Source organism: Nocardia alba NBRC 108234 (genome assembly GCF_001612665.1).
Classification (GTDB): domain Bacteria; phylum Actinomycetota; class Actinomycetes; order Mycobacteriales; family Mycobacteriaceae; genus Nocardia; species Nocardia alba.
Genome location: NZ_BDAX01000037.1, coordinates 29,146 through 55,887 on the forward strand (window position 1 = coordinate 29,146; position 26,742 = coordinate 55,887).

The window sequence follows — 26,742 nt, forward strand, 5'->3', positions numbered from 1 at the left end:
CACGGGCGGCCACCTTCACCGAGTGACCCACACCACACCGTCATGCGCCCGCGTCCGGGGACCTACCGTCATCTCCACGCACGACCCCCCTTCACGCTAGGACGACCGGCATGACCCGAACCGACACCGAGGCGCCGCAACCGCGCACGCCGAGTGCCGACGAATGGCTCGCGGTACAAGCGAGCCCGCAGTTCCAAGAGCTTCGACACCGACTGCGGCGCTTCATCTTCCCGATGACCGCGCTGTTCCTGGTGTGGTATCTGAGCTATGTGTTGCTCGGCGCGTACGCGCACGACTTCATGGCGCGCCAGGTTTTCGGCAACATCAACGTGGGTCTGCTGCTCGGCCTCGGGCAGTTCGTCTCCACCTTCCTCATCACCGGGCTCTACGTCCGTTTCGCCAACCGTGAGCTGGATCCGCGCGCCGCGGCCATCCGTGAAGAACTCGAGGGAACCCAGGCATGAGCGTCACCCTTGCCGCGTCGTCGACGGTGGGCAACCCCGTCGCCAATATCGCCATTTTCCTGCTGTTCGTCGCGGTCACCATGGTCGTGGTGATCCGGGCCAGCCGCAACAACGCCAGTGCCGCGGACTATTTCACCGGTGGGCGTGGCTTCTCCGGCCCGCAGAACGGCATCGCCATCGCCGGTGACTACCTGTCGGCCGCGAGCTTCCTCGGCATCGCGGGCGCGATCGCCGTGTACGGCTACGACGGGTTCCTGTATTCGATCGGGTTCCTCGTCGCCTGGCTGGTCGCGCTGCTGCTGGTGGCCGAGATGCTGCGCAACACCGGCAAATTCACCATGGCCGATGTCCTCAGCTTCCGATTGAAGGAGGGCCCGGTCCGCACCGCGGCCGCGCTGACCACCCTCACCGTCTCGCTGTTCTACCTGCTCGCGCAGATGGCGGGCGCGGGCGGCCTGGTGGCCCTGCTGCTCGATATCTCCAGTCGCACCGGACAATCCATCGTCATCGCGGCCGTCGGCGTGCTGATGATCGTGTATGTGCTGGTCGGCGGCATGAAGGGCACCACGTGGGTGCAGATCATCAAGGCGGTGCTGCTGATCGCGGGCGCCGGGCTGATGACGGTGATGGTGCTGGCGAAGTTCGGCTTCAACTTCTCCGACATCCTCGGTGCCGCACAGGAATCGGTGAGCGAGTCCGCCAACAAGGCGGTGGCCGCCCGCGATGTGCTCGCGCCCGGCGCGCAATACGGCGGCAGCGAGACGTCCAAGCTGAACTTCTTGTCGCTGGGCCTGGCGCTGGTGCTCGGCACCGCGGGTCTGCCGCACGTGCTGATGCGCTTCTACACCGTCCCGACCGCGAAAGAGGCTCGGCGTTCGGTGGTGTGGGCGATCGGTCTGATCGGCGCCTTCTACCTGTTCACGCTTGTGCTCGGGTACGGCGCGGCGGCGATCGTCGGCCCGGACAAGATCCTCGCCGCGGCGGGTGGTCAGAACTCGGCGGCGCCGCTGCTGGCGTTCGAACTCGGCGGAGTGGTCCTGCTCGGGGTGATCTCGGCGGTCGCGTTCGCGACGATCCTCGCGGTCGTGGCCGGACTCACCATCACCGCGTCGGCCTCGTTCGCCCATGACATCTACGCCAGTGTCATCAAGAAGGGCAATGTCGACGAGGTCAAGCAGGTACGGGTCTCGCGGATCACCGCGGTGGTGATCGGTGTGCTCGCGATCGGCCTCGGCATCCTCGCCAACGGCCAGAACATCGCGTTCCTGGTGGCGCTGGCGTTCGCGGTGGCGGCGGCGGCGAACCTGCCGACGATCCTGTTCTCGCTGTTCTGGAAGCGCTTCAACACCACCGGCGCGCTGTGGTCGATGTACGGCGGCCTGATCTCGACCATCGTGCTCATCGTGTTCTCGCCCGCGGTATCGGGCAGCAAGACCGCGATGATCAAGGGCGCGGACTTCGACTACTTCCCGCTGTCCAACCCGGGCATCGTTTCCATTCCTCTGGCGTTCGCACTCGGCGTGCTCGGCACCTTCCTCGGTGGCCGTGGCGAGCAGGTCGATCAGGCCAAGGCCGCGGAGATGGAAGTCCGGTCACTGACCGGCGTGGGTGCGGAGAAGGCTATCTCGCACTGACGCCACCCGCCCGTGCCGGTGGTTCGCCCCACCGGCACGGGTTCCACCCCTGTTCTTCGAAAGAGAGATTCTTGTGACCAGTTACCTGCCCGCCCCGGAGTTCGCCGCGCAGGCCAATGCCGATGCCTCGCTGTCGGAGCGGGCGCGCGCCGATCGCGACGGTTTCTGGGCCGAGCAGGCCAACCGGCTGCACTGGCACACACCCTTCACCGAGGTCCTCGACTGGACCGACGCGCCGGTCGCGCGCTGGTTCGGCGACGGCGAACTCAACGTCGCCTACAACTGCGTCGACCGCCACGTCATCGACGGGCACGGCGACCAGGTCGCCATCCACTGGGAGGGCGAACCCGGTGACTCGCGGGCGATCACCTACGCGCAACTGCTCGACGAGGTGTGCAGGGCCGCGAACACGTTCACCGCGCTGGGGCTGGTGGCCGGTGATCGGGTCGCGATCTACATGCCGATGGTGCCCGAGGCGATCGTGACGATGCTGGCGTGCGCGCGGCTCGGACTCACCCACTCGGTGGTATTCGCCGGGTTCTCCCCCACGGCCCTGCGCCAGCGGGTCGACGACGCCGAAGCCAGGCTGATCGTGACCACCGACGGTCAGTGGCGGCGCGGCAAGCCCGCGGCGCTGAAGTACGCCGTCGACGAGGCGCTGGGTTCTGATCCGTCGAGTGTCGAGCATGTGCTGGTGGTGCGCCGGGTCGGCCTGGACGTGCCGTGGACCGAGGTGCGCGACCTGTGGTGGGACGAAACCGTCTCTGTCGCTTCGCCTTCCCACGAAGCGCAAGCCTTCCCCGCCGAGCATCCGCTGTTCATCCTCTATACCTCCGGCACCACCGGTAAGCCGAAGGGCATCCTGCACACGACCGGTGGCTATCTCACCCAGACTGCCTACACCCACCACAATGTCTTCGACCACAAAGCGGGACACGACATCTACTGGTGCACCGCCGATATCGGCTGGGTCACCGGACACAGCTACATCGTCTACGGTCCACTCGCCAACCGGGCGACTCAGGTTGTGTACGAGGGCACTCCGAATTTCCCCGACGAGCATCGTCATTTCGAGATCATCGAGAAGTACGGCGTCACCATCTATTACACCGCGCCGACGTTGATCCGCACGTTCATGAAGTGGGGCCGCGAGATCCCCGACGCACACGACCTGAGCACCCTGCGGGTACTCGGCTCCGTCGGCGAACCCATCAACCCCGAAGCCTGGCGCTGGTACCGAGACGTGTTCGGCGCCGACAACACACCCATCGTCGACACCTGGTGGCAGACCGAGACCGGCGCCATCATGATCGCACCACTGCCCGGCGTCACCGCGGCCAAACCCGGCGCCGCGATGGGCCCGCTGCCCGGCATCTCCGCGAGGGTCGTCGACGACAACGGCACAACCCTCGGACACGGCGAATCCGGGCTGCTCGTTCTGGATCAGCCGTGGCCGTCGATGCTGCGCGGCATCTGGAACGACATGGATCGCTACCGCGAAACCTATTGGCAGCGTTTCGCTTCCGATGGCTGGTATTTCGCCGGGGACGGCGCCAAGCTCGACGACGACGGCGATCTGTGGATCCTGGGACGCGTCGACGACGTCATGAACGTCTCCGGACACCGCATCTCCACCGCCGAGGTCGAGTCCGCGCTGGTCGGGCATCCGGCCGTCGCCGAGGCCGCCGTCGTCGGCGCGTCCGACGAGACCACCGGGCAGGGCATCGTCGCCTTCGTCATCCTCACCGGATCGGCGACCACGGCCGACGCGCTCGTGTCCGAGTTGAAGGCCGCGGTGTCGCTGGAGATCAGTCCGATCGCGCGGCCGCGCGAGATCCACATCGTGCCGGAGCTGCCCAAGACACGCAGCGGCAAGATCATGCGCAGACTGCTGCGCGATGTCGCCGAGGGCCGCGAACTCGGCGACACCTCGACCCTGGTCGATCCCACGGTGTTCGAGGCGATCGCCACCGCGTGAGCGCGCCGGATGACCGTAGTCCGCACGACACCGGGCATGCTGGGACGGTGGAGATACCAATGTTCCCGCTGGGCGCGGTGCTGTTACCCGGTGAATCGTTGTCGTTGCAGATCTTCGAGCCGCGGTATGTGGCGCTGGTGCGGGACTGCACGGACGGTCGGCGGGAGCCGGAATTCGGTGTCGTGCTGATCGCGCGCGGACACGAGGTGGGCGGCGGCGAGGTGCGCACGCAGGTGGGCACCGTCGCCCGGATCACCGAGGTCATCGAGCTGCCCGGCGAACGATACCGGCTGCGCTGCAAGGGAACCGACCGCATCCGCATCGAGAAGTGGCTCGCCGACGCCCCGTATCCGCAGGCGGAAGCCGAAACATGGCCGGACGACCCCGGCACCGACGACAGCGCGTTGCTGGCAGGCTTGCGCGAACGCGCGGACCGCCTGCACACCCTCACGGCCCAGTTCGCGCGACGCAACGGCATCCGTCGTCCGCCACCGTCGGCATCGCTGGACGATCTGTCCGACGATCCGACCACGCGCTCCTACGAGCTCGCGGCGCGTCTGCCGATCGGCCCGACCGATCGCCAGGCGGCCCTGTCCGCGCCGAACGCGCACGGCCGACTGGCGGCCCTGTCCGCGTCCGTCGACGACGCGATCGCGATGATGGAGTTCCGCCTGCTGTGACGTCAGCTCGCCGGCGCGACGGTGATCACGACCTTCGCGCGGGCGTGTTCGGTCTCCATGTACTCGATGGCGGCGGGCGTGTCGGCCAGTGGATAGGCCCGGTCGATGGCCGGGCGGAGCAGGCCCGACTCGATCAGGTCACGCAGCTCGGTCAGTGCCTGCGGCGTCTGCTCCGCCAGCGGAGCGCGAATGGCCGGTTTCACGAAGGGTCGGGCCAGCTGCCCGCGCGCGAGCAGGCCGACCGGGCCGAACCAGCTGCCGCCGTCGAAGTTGCCGCCGCCGGACAGGACCAGCGTGCCGGTGGGTTCGACCAGGCGCAGCAGTGTCCGCAGAGTCCGTGTTCCGGCCAGGTCGAGCACGGTGTCGTAGCGGCCGGTCACGGTGTCGCGGGTGTAGTCGATGACGTGGTGCGCGCCGAGCGAGCGCGCCGCCTCGACATTGCGGGTACTGCACACCGCGCTCACCCGCGCGCCTCGTGCCCTGGCGATCTGCACCGCGAAGGTGCCGACGCCGCCGGACGCGCCGATGATCAGCACTCGCTCGCCGTCGCCGACATGGCGCAGGCAGGTCAGGGCGGTATTGGCGGCCAACGGCACCGCCGCCGCTTCCTCGAAGCTCAGGTTCGCCGGTTTCCGGTCGAGCAATCCCCGCGCCACCGCGACGTACTCCGCGAACGCCCCGCTGACCGCCTCACCGAAGACCTCGTCACCCACAGCCAGATCCGTGACACCGTCGCCCACTTGCGCGACCGTTCCCGCGAAGTCACCGCCCGGCACCGGGTTCGCCGGTCCCCGACGGCCGAAGACCGACCGATCCATCCATCGTGCGATCTTCGGATCCCCCCGCATCACATGCCAATCCCGCGCGTTCACCGACGCGGCGCGCACCCGAACCAGCACCTGTCCAGCGCCCGGTTGCGGCCGCTCGACCTCGGCAGTCCTCAGCATCGCCGGTGACCCGTATACCTGCTGCACGATCGCCCTCACACCGAGAACGCTAGGCGTCCCGACCGCACCTCCACATCAGGGAATCCCCCGATGTGTCCGGAGATTTCGCGCGACCGCGCGATGCGGCGGTCGAATTCCGCCTCGGAATCGGTCGAACCGGGAGTGGGCGTGGGCCGTTGACAGGGAAGGAGCCGGTCGGCGTGTGGCGCGGACCGGAGTACTCACCAACGGAAGCGGAGAACGACCGATGACCCCCAACGATTTCTCGCTGAACCGTCGCACCGTCGTGGTCGGCGTCGGCGTGGTGGCCGCCGCGGCGACGTTGACCGCGTGCGGTGGCGACGACGACCCCCCACCGGCGGCCGCCGCTCCTCCCACACCGGGGGCGCCGGCGGAGGCGCTGACCAAAGCGGCGGACGTTCCGGTGGGCGGTGGGGTGATCGTCGGCGACACCGTCGTCACCCAACCGACCGCGGGTACTTTCCTCGGGTTGTCATCGACCTGCACGCACGCCGGCTGCAAGGTCGCCACCGTGGCCAGAGGCACGATCAACTGCCCCTGCCACGGCAGCCGCTTCGAGCTCGACGGCGCGGTGCGCGGCGGTCCCGCGACCAAGCCGCTGGCCGCCAAACCCGTTCGCGTCGAAGGTGACTCGATCGTTCCGGCGTAGACACGCGGCACGCCCGCACGGCGGCCTTCGCCGACAGTGCGGGCGTGCCGGTGCGATCAGCCCTGGTTCATCATCTCGGCCATGCGCCGTTCCATTTCCGCCGGCGAGACCTCTTCGATGTGGGTGGCCACGGTCCAGCGGTGACCCCACGGATCCTCGAAGGCGCCGCTGCGATCGCCGTAGAACTGGTCGGTCATCGGGGTGATCGCGGTGGCGCCCGCGGTGAGCGCCGCGGCGAAGGCGGCGTCCGCGTCGGCGACGTAGACCATCAGGTTCACCCCGGAGCCGCCGGCGGCCTTCGGGTCGACGAAACCGATCTCGGGGACCGGGTCGCCGACCATCAGCACCGAGTCGCCGACGAGCAGTTCGCTGTGGACGACGGTGCCGCCGGGGCCGTCCATCTTCATCCGCACGGTCGCGCCGAAGATCGCGGTGTAGAAGTCGATCGCGGCGCCGGCTCCCGCGCACGCCAGTCCGGGACAGATCCGCGGATAGCCGTCGGGGAAGGGGGAAACATCAGACATCGGATACCTCCGTGTCGAGAGTGATGCTCGGACGACCACCAGCGTATTCCCCTCACCGGGTCGGGAAAAGGCCGTCGATCGGCCATTCGACGATCCGGACTAGTAGAACTCGTTCTACTCCTGTAGAACTGGTCTCAGGTTTAGAACCTGTTTCAGTTTTGCTGCCGAAATCGGAGGGCCGGGACGTGCGCTACGGGGTTGTGCTGTTCACCAGTGACCGGGGCATCACGCCCGCCGATGCGGCAAAGGCCGCCGAGGACGCCGGATTCGACGCGTTCTACGTCCCCGAGCACACCCACATCCCGGTCGTGCGGGCCGCGGCACACCCACAGACCGGGGATGCCTCGCTGCCCGACGATCGGTACCTGCGCACGCTCGACCCGTGGGTCGCGCTGGCCACGGCCGCCGCGGTCACCGAGCGGATCACCCTGTCGACAGCGGTGGCGCTGCCCGCCGAACACCACCCGATCACCCTCGCCAAGACCATCGCCTCCCTCGATCACCTGTCCGGTGGCCGGGTGGAACTGGGTGTCGGTTTCGGCTGGAATACCGACGAACTGGCCCATCACGGCGTGCCCGCGAACAAGCGACGCACGGTGTTGCGCGAGAACCTCGACGCCATGCGGGCACTGTGGTCGAACGAGGAAGCCGAATTCGCCGGTGATTTCGTGCGGTTCGGCCCGAGCTGGTCCTGGCCCAAGCCGGTGCGTGCCGGGGTCCCCGTCCTGCTCGGCGCGGGCGGTACCGAGAAGTCGTTCGGCTGGCTGGCGGCCAACGCGGACGGGTGGATCACCACCCCCACCGAAGGTGAGCTCGGCGCCAAAATCGAACTGCTGCACCGAGTGTGGAAGGACGCGGGCCGCGACGGCACCCCGAGGGTGATCGCGCTGGCGGGCCGCCACGATGCCGAGCAACTCATCCGCTGGGCCGATCTCGGCGTCACCGAGGTGGTCTTCGGTCTGCCGGACAAGAGTGCCGACGACGTCCGTGGGTATCTCGGCTACCTCGGCGGGAAACTCGCCGTCGCGGCGTGAACCGGTCTCAGCCGCGCAGTTTGCGTACCTGCGCGGCGGTGAGGTCGGCGAGCACGCCGGGGTCGACGACCTCGGGCGCGGTGACGACGACCTGAACCAGCGTGTTGCCCACCTGGACGAGTGATGTCGCCGATGTGAGGGTGAGCCCCTCACTCGTGGCGGTCAGGGCGAAGGCCGAGCCCGCGTCGCCCGCGGGGGGCTGTGCGAGCGCGCTGGTTCGATACTCGATCCGTACGCCCGCGTCCTCGCCCGAGTAGCCGGTGCAGCGTCGAGGCTGCGCCTGGAGCGCGTCGAACGCCGGACCCAACGCCGCGTCCGGATAGCTCGCGGCGTCGATGTCGATGGTGGCGAAGCTGGGCCCCGCGAACTGCACCGACGCGGCGGCGGCCGACCCCGGCCACTGCTGCGCGATCGGCGAGAGCAGCCGCCCGCAGTCCGGCGGATCCGTCGGTGCCGCCTGCGGTACCGCGGGCTGGTCGGTTTCCTCGCGCGGCGCCACAACCGCGAAATCGCCGGGCAGATCGGTCTCGGCGAGCAGACCCGCCGACAGGCGCGCTGGATCGCGGATCACGGACCCGGTTCCGGGTGCGGCCGTGACGGCGGCGGAGAACGGACCCGATCCCGGCGAGTCCGCCGTGTCGTCGGACCCGCAGCCCACGACGCCGACCAACCCGACACACGCGGAAACGACCGCGCCTACGCGCAGCGAGTCACCCCGCATCATTCCGTCCAGGTAACGCGCGTCGACTGCGTCTGCACCAGGGTGCTCACGCTGCGCATGTCGCGATAGGTCTGCTGTCCACCGATCTCGATGGAACCCGACACCGGCAGCGGCATACCGAGATCGATGGTGATCGAGCCGACGCCTTCCATGACATAACCGGCGATGTCGAGCTCGCCCGCGTCGTTGGGCAACTCCCACACGGTGTCGGTGGGGATCTGGTTCACCTGGAGATCGATGGTGAGCCGGTCGCCCTCGCGGCTGGTGAGAGTGGCGGTGGTGACCTGATCGAGGGTGACCCCGCCGGTGATCTTCTGGTGCACCGTCCATACCGCGCCGACGCCGACGGGCTGGTCCGGGAACGCGATCGACTGGTACACAGCCTGATAGAAGGCCTGTTCCAGCGCGGCCCGCGCGGTGTTCGGGGTGTCCGGCGACGGCGCCATGCGCAGCTCGGTGATCGCGCCGAGGTCGCTCATCCCCAAGCCCGCGTGCGAACCGTCGGCCGAGGTGAAGGCCTTGTTGAGCGCGGGGTCGGGCGTGGTGACCGCACCGACCGTGAGATCGACGCCGTCGGCGCCCGTGCGCGCGGTCATCGGGATGGTCAGCGCGGCGGGCGAGAAATCGCGGGTGGGCTGATCGTTGACCTGCTGCTGGATGCGGTAGTCGGTGCGCAGCGTCACCTCCTGCGTGGTGCCCGCGGCGTAGCGCGGCCGCAGCAGATCGCGCGGCTCCTCGCCGGGCGAGACCATGGTGGTGACCGCGGCCGAGATCGGCACGGTGACTTCCTTGCCGATACCGAGCGGCTCGGTGCCGTCGGCCTCCGCCGCGGGGGCAGAGCGGTCGGCGCACCCCGCGCCGAAGGTCGCGAACCCGAGCACGAGCGCCACCAGTAACACCCCGGGGCGCGCGATGCGGGGTACGCGAGATCTAGACAACACCGTCACAGCCATCAGGGTACGACCGCTTCCTGAGTAACACCTGGGACTCCGCGGCACCGCGGCGCGGGCCGGATCACCACTAGGGAATGATGGACGCGTGAGTGAAGACCGGCCAACCGACAACGCCGCCGTCCCCGAGTCCGGCGACGACGCGGCCACCCCGTCCGCGGCTGCCGTGCCCGAGGCCACCGAGACGGCGAAACCCGCTGGTCGCCGCCGTTTGACGACGCTGCTGATCATCGCCGCCACCCTGTTCGGCCTCGATCTGCTGACCAAGTGCCTCGCGGTCGCCTTCATCGACCCGGGTGAATCGGTCCCGATCATCGGTGATTTCGCGCGGTTCACCCTGGTTCGCAACCCGGGCGCGGCGTTCTCGATGGCGACCGGGATGACCTGGCTGCTCACCTTGATCGCCGCCGCGGTGGTGATCGGCGTGATCCGGATCGGGCGCACCCTGCGATCGGTGTGGTGGGCCATCGGCCTCGGCATGGTTCTCGGTGGCGCGCTGGGCAACCTGGTCGACCGGCTCTTCCGATACCCGGGCCCGCTGCAGGGCCATGTGGTCGACTTCGTCGCCGTCGGCTGGTGGCCGGTCTTCAACGTCGCCGACTCCGCCATCGTGTGCGGGGCGATCCTGCTGGTCGCGCTCACCGTGTTCGGTTTCGAACCGGACGGCACCCGCAGCGGACGCAAACACACCGAGGAGACCGTATGACCGAGTCAGGGCCCGGAGGAGGCAGCGTGCGTAACCACGAAGGGCCCCTCGGGCATACGCCAGAGGACACCGTATGACCGAGTCAGGGCCCGGAGGAGGCAGCGTGCGTAACCACGGAGGGCCCCTCGGGCATACGCCGGAGGACACCGCATGAGAGAAACCAGGACGATGCCTGTGCCCGACGGGCTGGACGGGATGCGGGTGGACGCGGGACTCGCCCGCCTGCTCGGTCTCTCGCGCACCGCGGTCGTAGCGCTGACCGAGGACGGCTCGGTGCAGCTCGACGGCGTCGCCGCCGGAAAGTCCGACCGGCTCACCGCGGGCGCGTGGCTGGAAGTGATCTTCCCCGAACCCAAACGCGAGCTCACCGTCGATCCCGTTCCGGTCGACGGGATGAACATCCTCTACGCCGACGACGACATCGTCGCCGTGGACAAGCCGATCGGCGTCGCCGCGCACTCCGGCGTCGGCTGGACCGGTCCGACCGTGGTCGGCGGCCTGGCGGCGATGGGTTATCGGATCTCCACCTCGGGCGCGCACGAACGGCAGGGCATCGTGCACCGGCTCGACGTGGGCACCTCCGGGGTGATGGTGGTGGCACAATCCGAACACGCTTACACGATGCTCAAGCGCGCCTTCAAGGAACGCACGGTCGACAAGCAATACCATGCGCTCGTGCAGGGACACCCGGATCCGAGCAGCGGCACCATCGACGCGCCGATCGGGCGTGCGCGGGGCAATGCCTGGAAGTTCGCGGTGACCGGTGACGGCAGGCCGAGCGTCACCCATTACGACACCATCGAGGCGTTCCAGGCGGCCAGCCTGCTCGACGTCCACCTCGAGACCGGCCGCACCCACCAGATCCGGGTGCACTTCTCCGCGGTCCGCCACCCCTGCGCGGGCGACCTCACCTACGGCGCCGACCCGACGCTGGCCAAGCGCCTCGGCCTGGAACGGCAGTGGTTGCACGCGCGTCAGCTCGGTTTCCATCACCCGGCGGACGGTCGCTGGCTCGAGATCACCAGCGAGTACCCCGCCGATCTGGCGGGCGCCTTGGACGTACTACGCAATGCCTGACGACCCGCGGTCGTCCGAACCGGCGCCGGATTCGGCGTCGGACGACCGCGGGGATACACCGGCCCGAGCCGACAGCCGTGGACCTGCCGCATTCGGCGGCAAGGATGATTCCGCCGAGCCCCTGGGGAACATGCCCGCGGAATCGCCTGCCGCGGAGCGGAATTCGATGCAACGACGGGCCTCGCTGCGCAATCCGGTGATCTTCGGGATCGCGGCGATCGCCGTGGCGATCCTGCTGGTGATCGCCTTTCGCGAACCGCCGCCCGCGTCGGCGGTGGCCACCGATCGGCTGGGACCCGCGCCCGGCGAGCAGGTCGAGCGCTACCTGCTCGACGCCCGGGCTTCCCTCGACGGTGGCGATACCGATCAGCGTGGCGATACCGATCAGCACTGGGCGCTGGTGTCGTTCACCGAATACGTCACGCCCCAACAGCTTCCGGCCATGGCCGACGGGTTGCGGATCTCCGGGGTGGTCCAGCACGTGCCGCTCGACCGGGTCCAGACGCCGGTGATCACCGTCGCAACGCCCGCCGGTGACGAGCCCGCGGTGAAGTCCGGCGAGGCCGCCGCGGGGTTGGTCGCCGCCCAGCAGTTCCGCGACGCGCGCAGCGCCGCCATCGCCCACGTGACCGAGAGCCGCCTGCGCGCCGGGTGCGCGTGCACGGCGGGCATCGTGGTGCGCGGCACCCTGCCCCAATTGCGCGATCTCGCAAACCGACCCGGCGTCAGGGCGGTGCAGGCGCTACCGGCCGACGCGATCGCGGGACGGTTCGCGGTGAGTCCGCTACTGCCGGGCAGCAGCGATACCGTCACACCGGAACCCGACGACGGTCCGGTTCCCCCCGAGTAGCCCCCCGCGACCGGGCCGATGCGCGGGCAACTATCTACGGCAGCTCCGCGTCGCGACGGGTCTGCGCCATCACCCACAGCTCGCGGGCCCGGTCGACATCCCCGGCCTGGTCGTACGCGGCTGCCAGTAGTTCCAGCGCGTCGATGTCGAGCCGATCGATCTGCGCGATGAGGTCGGCGAACAGATCATCCAATTCGTCGGGGGTCACCGGGTGGTCCCGAGACAGTGCGACAGCGGCAGCAATACCTCCATAACCGGCAAAGGTACTCCAACACCGAATACCCGTCCGGCACAAGGGTTCTCGAAACCACCCGGCCCCGGCTCAGCGGTGGGTCACGCGCCCTGCGCACCCACCGGCGGGAAGAGCTTGCCCGCGCCACCCGCGCGCCGTGCCTGCACCCACCATGCCAGTTCGACCAGCACGATACCGATCACACCGCAGACCACCGCCGCCAGCGTCAGACGCGGGTTGGAGGGGTCGAGCTTGAAGAACTCGCGGGTGAACGGGATCGTGAACAGCGCGACGTAGGCCAGCACGGATACCGCGATCAGCACCACCTTCCACCACACATACGGCCGCGCGACCAGCACCAGCACCCAGACCGCGATCATGATCAGCGTGATCAACGCGGTGGTGCCCGCCTGCACCTTCTGGGTTTCGGTGGCTTCCGGTCCGGCGTAGGCGATGAGATAGGCCACGAACGTCGCCACGCCGATCACCACGCCGGAGGGCACCGCCAACCGCATCACCCGGCCGACGAAGCCGGTGCGGGCGCGCTCGTTGTTGGGCGCGAGCGAGAGCACGAACGCGGGGATGCCGATGGTGAACCAGGCCGCGATGGTGACGTGGCGCGGCAGGAACGGATACCCGATGGGGTCGTAGCCGAAGATCTGCGATCCGACCCCGGCCAGGCCGACGAGGAAGGCCAGCAGTACCGAGTACACGGTCTTGGTGAGGAACAGGTTCGAGACGCGTTCGATATTGCCGATCACCCGGCGACCCTCCCCCACCACGTACGGCAGGGTCGCGAACTTGTTGTCCAGCAACACGATCTGCGCCACCGCACGGGTGGCCGGGCTACCGGCGCCCATCGCGACACCGATATCGGCGTCCTTGAGCGCCAGCACGTCGTTGACGCCGTCACCGGTCATTGCGACGGTGTGCCCGCGCGATTGCAGAGCACCGACCATGGCGCGCTTCTGATCGGGACGCACCCGGCCGAAGGTGGTTTCGTGATCGAGCACCTCGGCGAGCGCGGCCGGGTCATCGGGCAGCGTGCGCGCGTCGACGGCGTGGTCACCGCCGGGCAGATCGAGTGAGGAGGCGACCGCGCCGACGGAGACGGCGTTGTCGCCGGAGATCACCTTGATCGAGACCTGCTGGCTCGCGAAGTACTCCAGCGTCGTCTTGGCGTCGGGACGCACCTTCTGTTCGAGCACCACCAGCGCGGCGGGCTCGACCAGGCCGGGCGCGTCGGCGGCGTCGACCGGGCGGTCACCGCGCGCCAGTAGCAGCACGCGCAGACCCGACGACCCGAGCCGCTCGGCCTCGGCGGCGTCGTCGGAGGCGGGATCGAGCAGCACGTCGGCGGCGCCGAGTAGCCAATCACCATGGGCGCCATAGGAAATGCCGCTCCACTTCTTGGCCGAGGAGAACGGCGCGATGGCGGTCTGCGACCAGCCGGGCGAGTCGGGCAGCGCTTCGGCGATCGCCTGCACACTGGCATTGGGGCGCGGGTCGTCGCTCGCGAGCGCGGCGAGCGCGGTTTTCACCTGCGCCTCGTCGAACGCGCCGAGCGGTTGGACCTGCGCCAGGCGCATGCCGTTCTCGGTGAGCGTGCCAGTCTTGTCGGCGCACACCACATCGACCCGGGCCAGGCCCTCGATCGCGGGCAATTCCTGGACGAGGCACTGACGCTTGCCCAGGCGCACCACGCCCACCGCGAAGGCGATCGAGGTCATCAGAACCAGTCCCTCGGGGACCATCGGCACCAGCGCCGCGACCATCCCCGTGACGGCCGGGCGCCACGATTCCCCGCTGGAGACCAACTGGTTGTAGATGCTGAGCAGGCCGGCCGGGATGAGCAGGTAGGTGATGAACTTCAGGATCTTGTCGATGCCCGACCGCAATTCGGAGTGCACCAGCGTGAACTTGCTGGCCTCGTCGGCCAGTTGCGCCGCGTAGGCGTCCTTGCCGACCTTGGTCGCCCGGTAGGCGCCCGAACCCGACACCACGAAACTGCCCGACATCACCGGTGCGCCGATGATCTTGTCGATCGGATCGGCCTCGCCGGTCAACAGCGATTCGTCGATCTCGAGCGCCGCGGCCTCCTCGACCTCACCGTCGACCACGATCTGGTCGCCGGGGCCGAGCTCGATCAGATCGTCGAGCACGACCTCGCCGGGGGCGACCTGCTGGGCGACGCCGTCGCGGCGCACCGTCGGCTTGGCCTGGCTGACGATCGCGAGCTCGTCCAGGGTCCGCTTCGCCCTGACCTCCTGGATGATGCCGACCGCGCTGTTGGCCACGATGAGCAGGCCGAACATGCCGTCGATGATCGAGCCGGTCGAGAGCACCAGCAGGAACAGCACACCGAGAATGGCATTGATGCGGGTGAACACGTTCGCGCGGACGATCTCGCGGACCGACCGGCTCGCCCTGGCGGGAACGTCGTTGGTGCGCCCGTCGCGGCGGCGCTCGTCGACCTGTGCGGCGGTGAGCCCGGCAGCCGCGGGTTCCTGCACGGAAATGGACATGCTCGCCAGATTAGCCGGTCGTAACATGGGATGAATGCAGCGCAGCTCATCCCCGCCCGGAGTCGTTTTCGGGGCCGGGGCCTACCTCATCTGGGGTTCGTTCGCCGCCTTCTTCGGCCTGCTGTCGTTCGCCTCGCCCGCCGAAGTCGTGGCGCAACGGATCGTGTGGACACTGGTGGTGGTGCTGCTCGTGCTCACGCTGACGGGGCGGCTCGGCGCCGTGCGCGGGATCGATGCCAGGACCTGGCGGATGGCGGCCGCGGCCTCGGCGGCGTTGTCGCTGAACTGGGGCGTCTATGTCCTCGGCGTCACCACCGGGCACATCGTGGAATGCGCGCTCGGCTACTTCATCAACCCGCTGGTCACGGTCGCCATCGGCGTGCTGCTGTTCCGGGAACGACTCACCAGGGCGCAGTGGGCGGCGTTGGGGCTGGGTGCACTGGCCGTGGTGGTGTTGACCGTCGACTACGGCAGGCCGCCGGTGATCGCGTTGATCCTGGCCGGCTCCTTCGCCGCCTACGGGCTGGTGAAGAAGGTGATCCGGCTCGACGCGCTGCCCGGCATCGCCGCCGAGGGCATCGTGGCCGTGCCGTTCGCGCTGGCGTTGCTGCTCGTCCTGATGGCCACCGGCCGCAGCGAGATGACCTCCAGCCCCGCCCATTTCGGTCTCATGCTCGCCACCGGGCCGGTCACCCTGCTGCCGCTGCTGCTGTTCGCCGTCGCGGCCAAACGGGTTCCGCTCTCGACCATGGGCATCCTGCAGTACCTCACCCCCGCGCTCCAGATGGCCTGGGGTGTCGCGGTCATGCACGAACCCATGCCGGCCTCCCGCTGGGCCGGATTCGCGCTGATCTGGACAGCGCTGGCGGTATTCACCACCGACGCCCTGCTGCGGGGTCGCCGCGGCAGGGCACTCTCGGTGGCAGAGGCAGAGGCGGCCGCGCTCTAGGGCGATCCGGTGTCACATCGCAAGCTCGATTCGGTGTCGCACCGGCGTGACTCGCTGGTGGATCACAAGCCGACCGGTAGGCTTGCCCACCGGAGGAATCGGAGAGCGGGCACACCCGAGAGGGGTGGATTCTGTGCACGATGCGGGGTACTCGGATCGGGTCGCCGGAGTGCTGGTCGGTACCGCTGCCGGTGATGCGCTGGGAGCGGGCTACGAGTTCACTCATCCGGGGCCGGACGCGGTGGTCGACATGATCGGCGGCGGCGTCTTCGACTGGGCACCGGGCGAGTGGACCGACGATACGTCGATGGCCGTCGCCGTGGCGGTGGCGGCCGCCAGTGGGCCCGGCATCGATCTCGACGCCGTCGCGGCGGGATTCGTCTCCTGGTACGACTCGAAGCCACCCGACATCGGGAACCAGACTCGAAACGTGTTGTCCGCCAGGCCGGCCTCGGCGCTGGACATGCAGGCCGTGGCGATGTCGCTGACCGGACGAACCGGGGGCAACGGGTCGCTGATGCGGACCGCGCCGGTCGCGCTGGCCTATCTCGACGACGCCGCCGCGTGCGTCGCGGCGGCGGGCCGGGTCGGGCTGCTCACCCACCACGACGAGCAGGCTGTCGAGGCGTGCAAGATCTGGACCTACGCGATCAGGCATGCGGTACTGAACGCCGATTTCGACGGGGTACGCGAATATGTCAGCGGCTCACCGCAATCGGAGTATTGGACCGATCGCCTCGACGAAGCGGAGAAGGGCACGCCCGCCGACTTCCCGAACAACGGCTGGGTGGTCCACGCCCTGCAGACCGCGTGGTGGGCGATCACGACCACCGATCAGTCGACACCCGAACATCTCGCGCTGGCCCTGGCGGCGTGTGTCCGCGCCGGCAACGACACCGACACCACCGCCGCCATCGCGGGTGGCCTGCTCGGCGCCCGCTGGGGCGCCTCGGCCGTTCCCGCCCGCTGGCGCGCCCTCCTGCACGGCTACCCCGGCCTGACCGGCGCCGATCTCCCGGACCTGGCCTTGCGCATCGCCACCAACTCCCGCTAGCGCGGCGGGTTCGCGACTACCAGGCGGTGATGACCGGGCCGGGAGTCCAGGTGCCCCAGCGGTTCCCGGAGTCGACCGTCACCTTCGCCGGGCTCGCGGTGGCGTCTAGAGGGAGGTAGCGCTCGAGCGAGCCCCAGTCCCGGTCCCAGTCGTTGTTCAGGTAGGTCGGCAGGGTGCGGGCGGTGAACAGGAGCTGGGTCCAACCGAGCGGGCCGCCGCCGTCGTGGCCCTGCCAGAGGTTGGTGATGGTGGCGCCGTTGCGGTCGGGCAGGATGCGGTATTCGGGCAGCTCGGCGATGCCGTTGTAGGTAGGCATCTGGTTCTGGCACGGGAAGTGCAGTCCCACAGCCCAATCCAGCAATACCGGCGCCGAACGACCGACCAGATCGTTGAGCGTGGTGGTCTGCGGCATGCGCGGCGGCGTGAGGGCGAGCCACTGGTCGGGACCCAGATCCTTGTCCGCGGCGACCACGCGCACCACATTCGTCTGCGACGGCAGCTGATCCATCGGGATACGCAGATTGCGCCACATCGGGGCCGGGCCGATGTCGATCGGCGCGATCCGACCGGCCACCGCGACGTCGCCGTCGGTCGCGGCGGTGCCGTATTCGACGACCAGTTCCTGACCGGGGTGGACGATTCCGTCGGCGTCGACCGAGCGGATCCGACCGGCCACCGACATCGCGAGCAGCGGACCACGCGGACCGTCCGGCAGCCGGAACCAGCCCGTGGTCAGCGCGGCGGGCTCCTGCGCGCCGGAACGATAGCTACCGAGGACCGGGGTGGTCGCGGGGTCGAGTCCGAACGGGAGTTGCAAGGAACCCTGTCGCGATTCCGAGCCCGCCGAAGTCGAGGCGTCGCGCAGCTTGTCGGGGTCGTCGGACACCGAATTCGCTTGGCCGGTAGTCGATTCCACCTCGTCGGAGGTGAGCACCGGCGCCACGCCGTCGGCCCGGAAGCCGGTCGAGCCGGTGCCGTTCAACGTGGCGGTGAGGTCGCCGGACAGTGGCGCGAGCATCGAGGCGTTCGGGTCGGTTTCGACGAGCACCTCGTCGGCCATCGCACACCCACCGGCGAAGGCCGCGGAGAGATTGGCGCCGGCGAGGGTGTACGCGGGGTACTGGGCGACGGTGGCCTTGGCGAAGGAGGCCACCTCGAACAGCACCATCATCGCGGCGGCGACCGCGAGCACGGGCGCCCCCGCGAACCACCCGACCTTCGCCTTCGGGTTCGGATTCGGGTGCACATGGAACCACCCGGCCGCGGCGAGCGCCAGCACTGTCAGGCCGACGAACAGGGTCGAGACGCCGTAACCGGCGACCGTCGGCGGCTTGTCCCACCAGGGGATCCCCCACGAGGAGACATACCAGTAGCCGTTGGCGCCGACCCAGGTCATGGCGAGTGCGAAGAAGACGCCCGCGGCGAACAGCGCGCGATTGCGCATCGGCCGCAGCACATGCGCGCTCACCGCCACGGCCGTCACCGCGGCGACGCAGGTGGCCAGGCCCGCGAACACACCGAACTGGTGGGTCCACTTGGTGGGCGAGAACATCATCAGCACCATGGCGGCGAGGGTGATCCCGAGCATGCGCCGGACCGGGCCGACCGCGGTGCCGGGAATGTGGCCGCCACGCCGCAGCATGACGACAGTGCACACGACCAGGCCGATCAGCATCACGAAGACACCGAACCGCCTGGTCAGCCAGCCGTCGGCATTGAGCTGCAACAGATACTGGTAGCGCAGGAACTCGAAGAACCAGGACTCCCCCGGCCCGATCACGCTGTGCACGGCGAACATCTCCCGCACACCGGCGAAGGTCCGGTCGGCGAAGACGACGGTGAGCACCACCGCGCCCGCGGCCAGAATCGGCAGCAACTGGGCGAGGTAGCCCACCGACTTCGACCGCGTCACGATCATCGCGGTCACCACACGAGCACCGGCGACCAGCGCGCCGAGGCAGATCAATCCCGACGGTGCGCCGGTGAGGGTGAACGCGGCCACGATCACCGCGACGGCGAAGGGCACGAGTCGCCGCGTCGCGATCGTTCGCTCGACCGAAACCCAGGTGACCAGCACACCGAGCGCGACGACGAATTCCGCGCGCAACCCGTTGTTGTAGGGCAACCAGAAGGCCAGGAAGACGAAGGCCGCGGTCCAGGTGGCGACGCGTTCGCGACGCACCGCGACACCGAGGCGGGGCAGCACTTCGCGGCTGATCAACCACCAGGTCAGCACTCCCGCGCCGAGGGCGGGCAGGCGGACCAGCGGGCTGACCGCGGAGATATGGGTGAGCCAGCCGATGATGTCGACGTAGGGGGTGTAGAACGGACCCTCGTCCACGCTGAACCAGCGGTAGTAGTTGGACATGTTGCCCGAACTGCGCGCACCGCGCGCCATCCCGAGGATGTACCCGTCGTCGGAGGTATTGGCGCCGATGAAATGCCAGACGAGCAGCACCGAGAACACCAGCCAGTCGACCGGGCGTAGCCGCCACCAGCGCTGCGGCAGGAACCGGCGCGCGGAGCGGCCGTCGAGGGCGTCGAGGCGGTGCAGGGCCAGCAGCGACACCGCCGTGGCGAGCAGGCACACCACGATGGCGGCCAGTTTGAGCCAGGTCGGAGACGAGGTGTAGCGGGCGTCGACGTCGACGCGCACCGCGAGATCGGCGGGGGCGGCGCCGGTGAGCTCACTGAACACGCCGACGACCTGGGGACGCAGATCGGCGGCCACGGCGGCGCCGTCACCGAGACCTGTTGTGGTGACGGTGGATTCCTGTGGGGTGATCGCGATGGTCAGCGCGCAGGAACGGTCGAGTACGTCGGCGAGCGGAGCCGTCCAGACCAGGGTCGAACGCGAGACCACATCCACCCGGCCGGGGCGTTCGGCGGTATCGGCGACCACCTTCACGACGAAACCGTACTTCTCCATATCGGCCGATTGCCGCGGCACGGTCGAGACCGCCACACCGCCGGTCGCGGCCAGTGAACTCAACGCGGCACACGGCACCGTGGCCGACAGGGCGGCGGGCGCGTAGGCGACGAGCGGCGATTCGACCGCGGCGGGCGAGCCCTGCTGGGGCCACGACACCGTCGCGGCGTCGACCCGAACGGGCAGGAACGGGATCACGGCGGCACTGAGAATGCCGATCAGTCCCGCGACGATCGCGACGATGCGCGCCCACCCGGGGCGAGCGCGTCGCGCCGGCTCCGACACATCCTTGGGCGGATGCCCCTGCCGCACGATCGTCTCTACCACGGGGCCCGATAGTAGCCGCGCCATCGACAGCAGGCGAAACACCGTCTCGACTCGCACGCGAAAGCCCCGCCCGGAAGTATCCGAACGGGGCCTGAGCGGGAGAGATCAGGGGCAGGCGACCGAGGTCTGACCCAGGTTGGTCATCATGCCGCAGGCCCACGACTTCTGGACCTTCCACTTGCCGTCCTCGGCCACGAACGGCACGTCGACGACATTGGTCTGACCGTTCACCGTGAAGTTGGCCTTCGCGTTGACGCTGTCGCCGAAGGAGGTCACCTCGGTGACCTGTACCTGGACATTGGCGTCCGAGGCGGCCTGGGCCAAGCGGTTGGGCAGCTCGGGATCGGCCTCGCCGCCCTGCACGAAGTCCAGCTTCTGGTCGTTGGGGATCGAGGGATCCAGCGCAGTGGTGAGCTGGGTGTTGAGCTGTTCCACCGTCGGCACGGGGGGCAGGTTCGCCGCGGCCGAAGCCGAGGCCTTCGCGCTGGTGGTGGCCTTGGCGGCGGGCTTGTCACCCTTGTCGTCGCTGCACGCGCTCAGGCCGAGGGCGGCGACCACGGCCAGTCCGGCGATCGCTACACGTCCGGTCGTACGAAGCTTCAACTGCTCGTCCTTTACGTTCGAGGTGGGAGATTCCATCGCGGTAGCCGAGGCTACTCCTCACGCGAGACTGGCAAGCGGGTCGGCCCGTGTCAGCCCCGTGTCGTCGGCTGGAAAGGTACGCGCCGCACCAGGACCTGTCGAACTGGTCTCGAAACGCACGGTCACCACGCCGTAGCCCGCGCCCTGCACCCAGCCGTGCCCGAATTCCCGATGGTGCACATCCATTCCCGGAAACCACGGTCCCACAGCCGGATTCGGCTCATCGGGAGAAGACGGCGGCGCATCTTCGACAGTGCTCGGATCGTCGGGCACCGTCTGATCCAGTTCGGGGAACAGCGATTCCTGGCGCACCAGCGACAATCCCCCGTACCCGACCCCGACGAGCCGGATCGGGCCCAGCTCAGCGGGATCGATCGCCGAACGCTGCGCGGCCGCGGCCAGGGTGGTCAGGTCGGCGGTGGCGTACGGCAGGGTGAAAGACCTGGTCACGATGCCCATATCGGACTTCTTGAGTTTGAGGACCACCGTGCGGGCGGCGCGGCCGTCGCGTTCGAGCCTGCGATGCGCCGACGCGGCCATCGCGGTGACGGCGGCGCGCAGCTCGGCCATGGTGACGATGTCGCGCTCGTAGGTGTTCTCGGCGCTGATCTGTTTGGCCTCGGCACGTTCGGTGACCGGGCGGTCGTCGATCCCGCGCGCGAGCCGGTGCAGGGCGGCGCCCATGCTGGTGCCCAGGACGGAGACCGCCTCCGATTCCGGCAGCGCGGCGAACGCGCCGACCGTCTCGATGCCGAGGCTGCGCAGCCGGGACTCGGCCACCGGGCCGATTCCCCACAGCTTGCGCACCGGCAGCGAGGCGAGCAGCTCGCCCTGCTCGGTCGGCGAGATCACCCGCATCCCATCGGGTTTGGCGAGTCCGGAGCCGATCTTGGCGAGTTGTTTTCCGGTCGCCGCGCCGATCGAGGCGGTGAGCCCGGTCCGCGCCCGGACCAGCGCGCGTAGCTTCGCGCAGCAGTCCTCGACCTGCGCGACACTCGCCCCGGCCAACTCGGCCGGTTCGGCGAAGGCCTCGTCGAACGACAGGGTCTCCAGCACCGGGACGCGGCTACGCAACGCGTCGAACACCTGCGCGCTGAGCACCGAGTACAGCGCGCCACGCGGCGGCACGACCACCGCCGACGCGCCGATCAGGCGCCGGGCCTGGTGCATCGGCATCGCCGAGCGCGCGCCGTAGACGCGAGCCTCGTAGCTGGCGCCGGCGACGACACCGCGCTGACTCGCCCCACCCACGAGGACCGGGCGGCCACGCAGCGTGGGTCTGGTCAATTGTTCCACCGAGGCGAAGAAGGCATCCATATCGATGTGCAGCACCCAGCGACGGGCGGTGACCGCCGCATCGGGCCTGGCCGGAGCCCCGGCGGCAGGGGTGTCGGAGCGCACGAGCGCAATCTACGCCGCGCCACCGACAATTCTTCCTCCCCCGTTGCCAGCCGTCACACACCGAACACACAGCCGAATATGTGATGATCGGGAGATGAAGATCCGCAAGGCTGTCATTCCGGCGGCGGGAATCGGCTCCCGGCTGCTTCCGCTGACCAAGGCGACGCCGAAGGAGATGCTGCCGGTCGGGGACAAACCGGTCATCGAGCACACGGTGCGTGAGCTGGTGGCCTCCGGGATCACCGACATCACGATCGTCGTGAGCAGCGGCAAGTCGTTGATCCAGGATCACTTCCGGCCGAATCCGGCACTGGTCGCGCAGCTGCGCGCCGACGGCAAGTCCGCCTACGCCGACGCCGTGGAAGAGGTCGGTGAGCTCTCCCGCGAGGGCCACATCACCTACCTCGACCAGCACGGCCCGTACGGCAACGGCACGCCGGTGCTCAACGCCGCACGGCATCTGGGCGACGAACCGATGCTGGTGCTGTGGCCCGACGATGTGTTCGTCGCCGAGGTACCGCGCGCCCAGCAGCTGATCACCGCCTACGAATCCACCGGGTGCCCGGTCCTGGCGCTGCTGCCGATGGCGCCGGGTGAATCGCAGCGCTACGGCGTGCCCGTGGTCCGTGAGGACCTCGACGAGGGGCTACTGCGCATCTCCGGCCTGATGGAGAAGCCCAAGCCCGAAGACGCGCCGTCGGCCTTCGCGGCGATCGGCGGCTATGTGGTGACGCCGGGCATCATCGACGAGCTACGCACCCAGACCGAGAACTGGTACACCCACCAGACCGGCGAGGTGTACCTGACCGATGCGATCAACAACTACGCCGCCGAGCACGCGGTGTACGGCCAGGTCATCCAGGGTCGCTGGTACGACACCGGCAACCCGGCCGACTACCTGGTGGCCCAGTTCGCCTCGGCACTGGCCCACCCCGAATACGGCCCGCTGCTGCGTCAACTGGTGGACTGAGCCGCCGACATTCTCAAAACCTTCTGATCGCGTAGATATCGAATTCGCGCAACGGGCGCAGGCCGACCGGGACGCCCCAGTCATGGGCGTCGAGGAGCTGGCCCATGCCCGCGTAGATGCCGACATGGGAGCCGTCACCGTTGAGGATGACGACATCGCCGGGTGCCAGACCGCCGAAGGTCACCGGGAGGCCGACCTTCGCCTGTTCCCAGGTGGTGCGCGGCAGCATCACGCCGACCTGCCGGAACGCCCATTGGACCAGTGCCGAGCAGTCCCAGGAGTACGGGCCCATCGCGCCCCACTCGTAGGGTTTGCCGAGCTGGGTCATGGCTGCGGTGAGCGCACCGATGCCGGTGGCGCTGGGGAACGGGATCATGCCGGAGCCGCTGGAACTACCCGACGATGAGCCCGACTCGCCCGAGCCGGACGAGCTGCCCGGCTGCGACCACACTGGTCCGGCCAGGACGACGATCGTGGTGATGGTGGCGACGAAGCCGAAGGCCAATCGCCCCAAGAGTTTTCGCTTCATGTGCGCGCCCTTCCTCCGGCCGGGAGCTGAGCTGCCGGCTGGTCGGTTATCGGGCGGCGTCGCCTGATCCTCGGGTGAGCCACCCACTGATCCGCTGCCGCGTCGGGATGTCGCCATCATCGGCGCGGCACCATTTCCACAGGACAATCGTCACGAGCAGTCACTGCCGTCTCAGCGGTTCCCTGCGCATCAGCGGCAACATCACAATTCTGCATGAACGATTCCCCGATGCCACCGAGTTCAGCAACTTTCCAGCATCTATTTGCGTACGCTCAGGCGATGAGCGCCATCGCCGCGTCGATGCCCGCGCGCACGGTGTCGTTGTCGCCGACGCCGCCGCTGATGGTGACGCCGTCGCGGGTGAGCAGCAGGACGCGGGCCGTGCTCTCGGGGGCGCGATGACCGTCGGCGCGCAGATGCTCGGCCATGAGTTCACGAAACCAGGTGCGGTAGTCGTCGACGACGCGGCGGACCGGATGTCGCGGGTCGGTGAATTCGACGGCGGCATTGAGAAAGGGACACCCGCGGAAACCGGGGCCACAACTGATGTCGCGGAGCGCGTCGAAGATCGTGGTGATCGCGGCGAGGCCCTCGCCCGGCACCGATTCCAGCACCTCGCGCTGGCGCGCGTATTCGCGCTGCAAATAGGCGACCACCAGGTCGTCTTTGCTTTTGAAGTGCCGGTAGAAGGTGGCTTTGGCGATGGCGGCCTCGGCGATGATCCGGTCGATGCCCACCGCGTGGACCCCTTCGGTGTAGAACAACCGGGTTGCCGTGTCGAGCAGACGTTCACGAGCCGCACTCATCGCCTGACCTGTGTCCTTTCCGGGAATCAACGCTTCCCCTTGACGATATCAGACAGGTCTGTCTACTCTGGATCGCAAGCGAACAGACAAGTCTGTCTAGGAGGACACCATGGCACCGATGTACACCGCAGTAGCCACCTCGGTCGGCCGCGACGGCCGTTCCTACAGCGACGACGGCGTGCTCGATCTGACGCTCGCCCGTCCCAAGGCGATGGGCGGCGACGGCGCGGGCACCAACCCGGAGCAGCTCTTCGCGGCGGGCTATTCGGCGTGTTTCGCCAGCGCGCTGCAGTTGGTCGCCCAGCGGATGAAGCTGGACGCCGATGACGCGTCGGTGACCGCCGAGGTCGGGCTGAACGCGCTGGAGGGTGGCCGGTTCGGACTCTCGGTCGTGCTGCGCGTGGAACTGCCCGAGCACCTGCACAACGAGCAGGGCCGCCAGCTCATCGAAGCGACCCACCAGGTCTGCCCGTATTCCAACGCCACCCGCGGCAACATCCCCGTGGAACTGGTTGTCGAGTAACCGAATTCACGCGAAAAGGGCGGGACCTGCTAGGTCCCGCCCTTTTCGCTGTCCGGAGGTACTAGGCCTTCGTGACCGACACCTTCACGCCGCCCGTGATCTCGGCGGCATCGGCCCCGGCGTCACCGAAAGTCAGTGCGGTGGCGAGGATCTCCCCGGCGATCAGGTCGCGGTGGGTCGCGGCCCACTCCGCCCGCTCGGCGGGCACATCCAGCACCACACTGATCCGGTCGGACACCTCGAGCCCCTGGGACTTGCGGGTCTCCTGCAGGTCGCGGATCAGGTCGCGGGCCCAGCCCTCGGCCTCCAGCTCCTCGGTGACCACCGAGTTCAGCACCACCAGGCCCGCGTTGCCGGGCAGCGCGGCGGTGGACTCGGGTTCGGCGGCCACCAGGCGCTGGGTGTACTCCTCGGGCAGCAGGGTGATCCCGGCGGCGGTGACGACACCGTCGGCGGACTCGCTCCACTCCCCCGCCTTGACTGCCTTGATCACCGTCTGGACCTGCTTGCCGATGCGCGGACCGGCCGCGCGCGCGTTCACGACCAGCTCGAACCGGCCGTGCGCGGAGACATCGGTGGTCAGGTCGACTTTCTTGACGTTGACCTCGTCGGCGATCAGCTCGGTGAACGCCGCGAGCCGCTCGGCATCGGCCGCCGCGATGGTGACCTCGGCCAGCGGCAACCGCACCCGCAGGTTCTGCGCCTTGCGCAGACTCAGCACCGTCGAGCACACGACCCGCACCTCGTCCATGGCGGCGACGAGTTCGGGATCGTGCGGCAACTCGGTCTCGGTCGGCCAGTCGGTGAGGTGCACCGAGCGTTCGCCGGTGAGCCCACGCCAGATCACCTCCGTGATCAGCGGCAGCAGCGGCGCGGCGAGACGGGTGAGGACTTCCAGCACGGTGTGCAGGGTGTCGACCGCATCGCGATCCTCGGACCAGAACCGCGAACGCGACCGGCGCACATACCAATTGGTGAGCGCGTCGGCGAACCCGCGCAGCTCGTCCGCGGCGCCGGCGATGTCGTAGGTTTCCAGTGCGTCGGTGACCAGATCGCGGGTGACCGCGAGCTTGGCGAGGATGTAGCGATCGAGCACGTTCGGCGAATCCGTGCGCCACACACCGGGCTTCGAGGCGTAGAGCTGCAGGAAGGTCCACGCGTTCCACAGCGGCCGCATCGCGTGGCTCACGCCCTCGCGGATGCCACGCTCGGTGACGATGAGGTTGCCACCACGCAGGATGGGCGAGCTCATCAGGAACCAGCGCATGGCGTCGGAGCCGTCGCGGTCGAACACCTCGTTGACGTCGGGATAGTTGCCCTTCGACTTCGACATCTTCAGACCGTCGTCACCGAGCACGATGCCGTGCGCGGCCACGGTCTTGAAAGCCGGCGCGTCGAACAGTGCGGTCGAGAGCACGTGCAGCGTGTAGAACCAGCCGCGGGTCTGCCCGTTGTACTCGACGATGAAATCGCCGGGGAAGTGACTGTCGAACCACTCCTTGTTCTCGAACGGATAGTGCACCTGGGCGTAGGGCATCGAGCCCGACTCGAACCAGCAGTCGAGCACCTCGGGAACCCGGCGCATGGTCGAATTCCCGGTCGGGTCATCGGGGTTGGCGC

At 68.7% G+C, this 26,742-nt stretch carries 25 protein-coding genes; 13 read left to right on the forward strand and 12 right to left on the reverse strand.

Annotated elements, in window-relative coordinates; all coding sequences use genetic code 11:
* The first annotated feature begins 110 nt into the window (after positions 1 to 110).
* The 4 genes from NA12_RS30195 to NA12_RS30210 all read left to right on the forward strand — a co-directional run bounded on the left by NA12_RS30195 (position 111) and on the right by NA12_RS30210 (position 4,756).
* Complete coding sequence (locus tag NA12_RS30195) at positions 111 to 464, forward strand: DUF485 domain-containing protein (RefSeq protein ID WP_067459210.1); 354 nt, start codon at positions 111 to 113, stop codon at positions 462 to 464.
* Positions 461 to 2,098 (forward strand): monocarboxylic acid transporter, encoded by a 1,638-nt coding sequence (locus NA12_RS30200; protein WP_067459213.1) that lies wholly within the window; start codon positions 461 to 463, stop codon positions 2,096 to 2,098. Before NA12_RS30195 ends, NA12_RS30200 begins: the two co-directional genes overlap by 4 nt.
* 73 nt (positions 2,099 to 2,171) lie before the next feature.
* Complete coding sequence (gene acs, locus NA12_RS30205; protein ID WP_243655130.1) at positions 2,172 to 4,076, forward strand: acetate--CoA ligase; 1,905 nt, start codon at positions 2,172 to 2,174, stop codon at positions 4,074 to 4,076.
* Positions 4,077 to 4,135: 59 nt separating this feature from the next.
* The gene (locus NA12_RS30210) at positions 4,136 to 4,756 is read left to right on the forward strand and encodes an LON peptidase substrate-binding domain-containing protein (RefSeq protein ID WP_067459216.1); all 621 of its coding nucleotides are present in this window, start codon (positions 4,136 to 4,138) and stop codon (positions 4,754 to 4,756) included.
* A gap of 2 nt (positions 4,757 to 4,758) precedes the next feature.
* Here the strand turns inward: NA12_RS30210 and NA12_RS30215 are convergent, their stop codons facing one another.
* On the reverse strand, positions 4,759 to 5,742 hold the full coding sequence (locus NA12_RS30215; RefSeq protein ID WP_067459219.1) for an NAD(P)-dependent alcohol dehydrogenase: 984 nt from the start codon (positions 5,740 to 5,742) through the stop codon (positions 4,759 to 4,761).
* 208 nt (positions 5,743 to 5,950) lie between these two features.
* Between NA12_RS30215 and NA12_RS30220 the strand changes: the two genes are divergently transcribed.
* A complete protein-coding gene (locus tag NA12_RS30220; protein ID WP_067459223.1) occupies positions 5,951 to 6,373 on the forward strand; it encodes a QcrA and Rieske domain-containing protein in 423 nt (140 codons plus the stop codon).
* A gap of 56 nt (positions 6,374 to 6,429) precedes the next feature.
* Here the strand turns inward: NA12_RS30220 and NA12_RS30225 are convergent, their stop codons facing one another.
* Complete coding sequence (locus NA12_RS30225) at positions 6,430 to 6,897, reverse strand: VOC family protein (RefSeq protein ID WP_067459226.1); 468 nt, start codon at positions 6,895 to 6,897, stop codon at positions 6,430 to 6,432.
* Positions 6,898 to 7,082: 185 nt separating this feature from the next.
* Between NA12_RS30225 and NA12_RS30230 the strand changes: the two genes are divergently transcribed.
* The gene (locus NA12_RS30230) at positions 7,083 to 7,931 is read left to right on the forward strand and encodes a TIGR03619 family F420-dependent LLM class oxidoreductase (protein ID WP_067459229.1); all 849 of its coding nucleotides are present in this window, start codon (positions 7,083 to 7,085) and stop codon (positions 7,929 to 7,931) included.
* A gap of 7 nt (positions 7,932 to 7,938) precedes the next feature.
* Here the strand turns inward: NA12_RS30230 and NA12_RS30235 are convergent, their stop codons facing one another.
* The gene (locus tag NA12_RS30235) at positions 7,939 to 8,655 is read right to left on the reverse strand and encodes a sensor domain-containing protein (RefSeq protein ID WP_132370294.1); all 717 of its coding nucleotides are present in this window, start codon (positions 8,653 to 8,655) and stop codon (positions 7,939 to 7,941) included.
* On the reverse strand, positions 8,652 to 9,605 hold the full coding sequence (locus NA12_RS30240; RefSeq protein WP_243655131.1) for a hypothetical protein: 954 nt from the start codon (positions 9,603 to 9,605) through the stop codon (positions 8,652 to 8,654). The genes NA12_RS30235 and NA12_RS30240 overlap by 4 nt, the downstream gene beginning before the upstream one ends.
* A gap of 85 nt (positions 9,606 to 9,690) precedes the next feature.
* Between NA12_RS30240 and lspA the strand changes: the two genes are divergently transcribed.
* From lspA to NA12_RS30255, 3 genes are all read left to right on the forward strand, one after another.
* Complete coding sequence (gene lspA, locus NA12_RS30245) at positions 9,691 to 10,308, forward strand: signal peptidase II (RefSeq protein WP_067459235.1); 618 nt, start codon at positions 9,691 to 9,693, stop codon at positions 10,306 to 10,308.
* A 150-nt stretch (positions 10,309 to 10,458) separates the two neighbouring features.
* Positions 10,459 to 11,385 (forward strand): RluA family pseudouridine synthase, encoded by a 927-nt coding sequence (locus NA12_RS30250; RefSeq protein ID WP_067459238.1) that lies wholly within the window; start codon positions 10,459 to 10,461, stop codon positions 11,383 to 11,385.
* Between the two features lie 166 nt (positions 11,386 to 11,551).
* Positions 11,552 to 12,235, forward strand: coding sequence for a hypothetical protein (locus NA12_RS30255; protein ID WP_067459287.1), 684 nt, complete (start codon positions 11,552 to 11,554; stop codon positions 12,233 to 12,235).
* Positions 12,236 to 12,269: 34 nt separating this feature from the next.
* Here the strand turns inward: NA12_RS30255 and NA12_RS33955 are convergent, their stop codons facing one another.
* Together NA12_RS33955 and NA12_RS30260 are read right to left on the reverse strand one after the other, a co-directional pair.
* On the reverse strand, positions 12,270 to 12,443 hold the full coding sequence (locus NA12_RS33955; RefSeq protein ID WP_157106422.1) for a hypothetical protein: 174 nt from the start codon (positions 12,441 to 12,443) through the stop codon (positions 12,270 to 12,272).
* A gap of 125 nt (positions 12,444 to 12,568) precedes the next feature.
* Positions 12,569 to 14,992, reverse strand: a complete 2,424-nt coding sequence (locus NA12_RS30260) for an HAD-IC family P-type ATPase (RefSeq protein WP_067459241.1) — start codon at positions 14,990 to 14,992, stop codon at positions 12,569 to 12,571.
* A 34-nt stretch (positions 14,993 to 15,026) separates the two neighbouring features.
* Here NA12_RS30260 and rarD point away from each other — a divergent pair, with 34 nt between their 5' ends.
* Entirely contained in the window at positions 15,027 to 15,941 is a 915-nt protein-coding gene (gene rarD / locus NA12_RS30265; protein WP_067459244.1) for an EamA family transporter RarD, read from the forward strand.
* A gap of 124 nt (positions 15,942 to 16,065) precedes the next feature.
* The gene (locus tag NA12_RS30270) at positions 16,066 to 16,995 is read left to right on the forward strand and encodes an ADP-ribosylglycohydrolase family protein (RefSeq protein ID WP_084473228.1); all 930 of its coding nucleotides are present in this window, start codon (positions 16,066 to 16,068) and stop codon (positions 16,993 to 16,995) included.
* Between the two features lie 16 nt (positions 16,996 to 17,011).
* Here the strand turns inward: NA12_RS30270 and NA12_RS30275 are convergent, their stop codons facing one another.
* The 3 genes from NA12_RS30275 to NA12_RS30285 form a co-directional block, all read right to left on the reverse strand.
* A complete protein-coding gene (locus tag NA12_RS30275; RefSeq protein WP_165914876.1) occupies positions 17,012 to 20,275 on the reverse strand; it encodes an arabinosyltransferase domain-containing protein in 3,264 nt (1,087 codons plus the stop codon).
* Between the two features lie 81 nt (positions 20,276 to 20,356).
* The gene (locus NA12_RS30280; protein WP_067459247.1) at positions 20,357 to 20,854 is read right to left on the reverse strand and encodes a WKL family lipoprotein; all 498 of its coding nucleotides are present in this window, start codon (positions 20,852 to 20,854) and stop codon (positions 20,357 to 20,359) included.
* A gap of 57 nt (positions 20,855 to 20,911) precedes the next feature.
* Positions 20,912 to 22,294 carry a DNA polymerase IV gene (locus NA12_RS30285; RefSeq protein WP_084473231.1) on the reverse strand — a complete coding sequence of 461 codons (1,383 nt, stop codon included), beginning with the start codon at positions 22,292 to 22,294 and terminating at the stop codon, positions 20,912 to 20,914.
* A 94-nt stretch (positions 22,295 to 22,388) separates the two neighbouring features.
* On the opposite strand from NA12_RS30285, the gene NA12_RS30290 reads away from it, so the two are divergent.
* The gene (locus NA12_RS30290) at positions 22,389 to 23,264 is read left to right on the forward strand and encodes a UTP--glucose-1-phosphate uridylyltransferase (protein ID WP_067459250.1); all 876 of its coding nucleotides are present in this window, start codon (positions 22,389 to 22,391) and stop codon (positions 23,262 to 23,264) included.
* A 13-nt stretch (positions 23,265 to 23,277) separates the two neighbouring features.
* On the opposite strand, the gene NA12_RS30295 is transcribed toward NA12_RS30290, so the two are convergent.
* Positions 23,278 to 23,793 (reverse strand): NlpC/P60 family protein, encoded by a 516-nt coding sequence (locus tag NA12_RS30295; RefSeq protein ID WP_067459253.1) that lies wholly within the window; start codon positions 23,791 to 23,793, stop codon positions 23,278 to 23,280.
* Positions 23,794 to 24,065: 272 nt separating this feature from the next.
* The gene (locus NA12_RS34905; protein WP_067459256.1) at positions 24,066 to 24,599 is read right to left on the reverse strand and encodes a TetR/AcrR family transcriptional regulator; all 534 of its coding nucleotides are present in this window, start codon (positions 24,597 to 24,599) and stop codon (positions 24,066 to 24,068) included.
* 109 nt (positions 24,600 to 24,708) lie between these two features.
* Between NA12_RS34905 and NA12_RS30305 the strand changes: the two genes are divergently transcribed.
* Positions 24,709 to 25,122 (forward strand): organic hydroperoxide resistance protein, encoded by a 414-nt coding sequence (locus NA12_RS30305; RefSeq protein ID WP_067459263.1) that lies wholly within the window; start codon positions 24,709 to 24,711, stop codon positions 25,120 to 25,122.
* A 61-nt stretch (positions 25,123 to 25,183) separates the two neighbouring features.
* On the opposite strand, the gene NA12_RS30310 is transcribed toward NA12_RS30305, so the two are convergent.
* On the reverse strand, positions 25,184 to 26,742 hold a 1,559-nt coding region (locus tag NA12_RS30310), incomplete at its 5' end, for a class I tRNA ligase family protein (protein WP_157106423.1).

What these genes read in the sequence shown, in the direction of transcription:
- NA12_RS30200 (WP_067459213.1), top strand. Translation starts at nt 461, where the DNA reads ATGAGCGTCACCCTTGCCGCGTCGTCGACGGTGGGCAACCCCGTCGCC.
- NA12_RS30260 (WP_067459241.1), bottom strand. Translation starts at nt 14,992, where the DNA reads ATGTCCATTTCCGTGCAGGAACCCGCGGCTGCCGGGCTCACCGCCGCA.
- NA12_RS30295 (WP_067459253.1), bottom strand. Translation starts at nt 23,793, where the DNA reads ATGAAGCGAAAACTCTTGGGGCGATTGGCCTTCGGCTTCGTCGCCACC.
- NA12_RS30195 (WP_067459210.1), top strand. Translation starts at nt 111, where the DNA reads ATGACCCGAACCGACACCGAGGCGCCGCAACCGCGCACGCCGAGTGCC.
- NA12_RS30275 (WP_165914876.1), bottom strand. Translation starts at nt 20,275, where the DNA reads ATGGCGCGGCTACTATCGGGCCCCGTGGTAGAGACGATCGTGCGGCAG.
- NA12_RS30255 (WP_067459287.1), top strand. Translation starts at nt 11,552, where the DNA reads ATGCAACGACGGGCCTCGCTGCGCAATCCGGTGATCTTCGGGATCGCG.
- NA12_RS30305 (WP_067459263.1), top strand. Translation starts at nt 24,709, where the DNA reads ATGGCACCGATGTACACCGCAGTAGCCACCTCGGTCGGCCGCGACGGC.
- NA12_RS30220 (WP_067459223.1), top strand. Translation starts at nt 5,951, where the DNA reads ATGACCCCCAACGATTTCTCGCTGAACCGTCGCACCGTCGTGGTCGGC.
- rarD (WP_067459244.1), top strand. Translation starts at nt 15,027, where the DNA reads ATGCAGCGCAGCTCATCCCCGCCCGGAGTCGTTTTCGGGGCCGGGGCC.
- NA12_RS30235 (WP_132370294.1), bottom strand. Translation starts at nt 8,655, where the DNA reads ATGATGCGGGGTGACTCGCTGCGCGTAGGCGCGGTCGTTTCCGCGTGT.
- NA12_RS30240 (WP_243655131.1), bottom strand. Translation starts at nt 9,605, where the DNA reads ATGGCTGTGACGGTGTTGTCTAGATCTCGCGTACCCCGCATCGCGCGC.
- NA12_RS30210 (WP_067459216.1), top strand. Translation starts at nt 4,136, where the DNA reads ATGTTCCCGCTGGGCGCGGTGCTGTTACCCGGTGAATCGTTGTCGTTG.
- NA12_RS30290 (WP_067459250.1), top strand. Translation starts at nt 22,389, where the DNA reads ATGAAGATCCGCAAGGCTGTCATTCCGGCGGCGGGAATCGGCTCCCGG.
- NA12_RS34905 (WP_067459256.1), bottom strand. Translation starts at nt 24,599, where the DNA reads ATGAGTGCGGCTCGTGAACGTCTGCTCGACACGGCAACCCGGTTGTTC.
- NA12_RS30225 (WP_067459226.1), bottom strand. Translation starts at nt 6,897, where the DNA reads ATGTCTGATGTTTCCCCCTTCCCCGACGGCTATCCGCGGATCTGTCCC.
- NA12_RS30250 (WP_067459238.1), top strand. Translation starts at nt 10,459, where the DNA reads ATGAGAGAAACCAGGACGATGCCTGTGCCCGACGGGCTGGACGGGATG.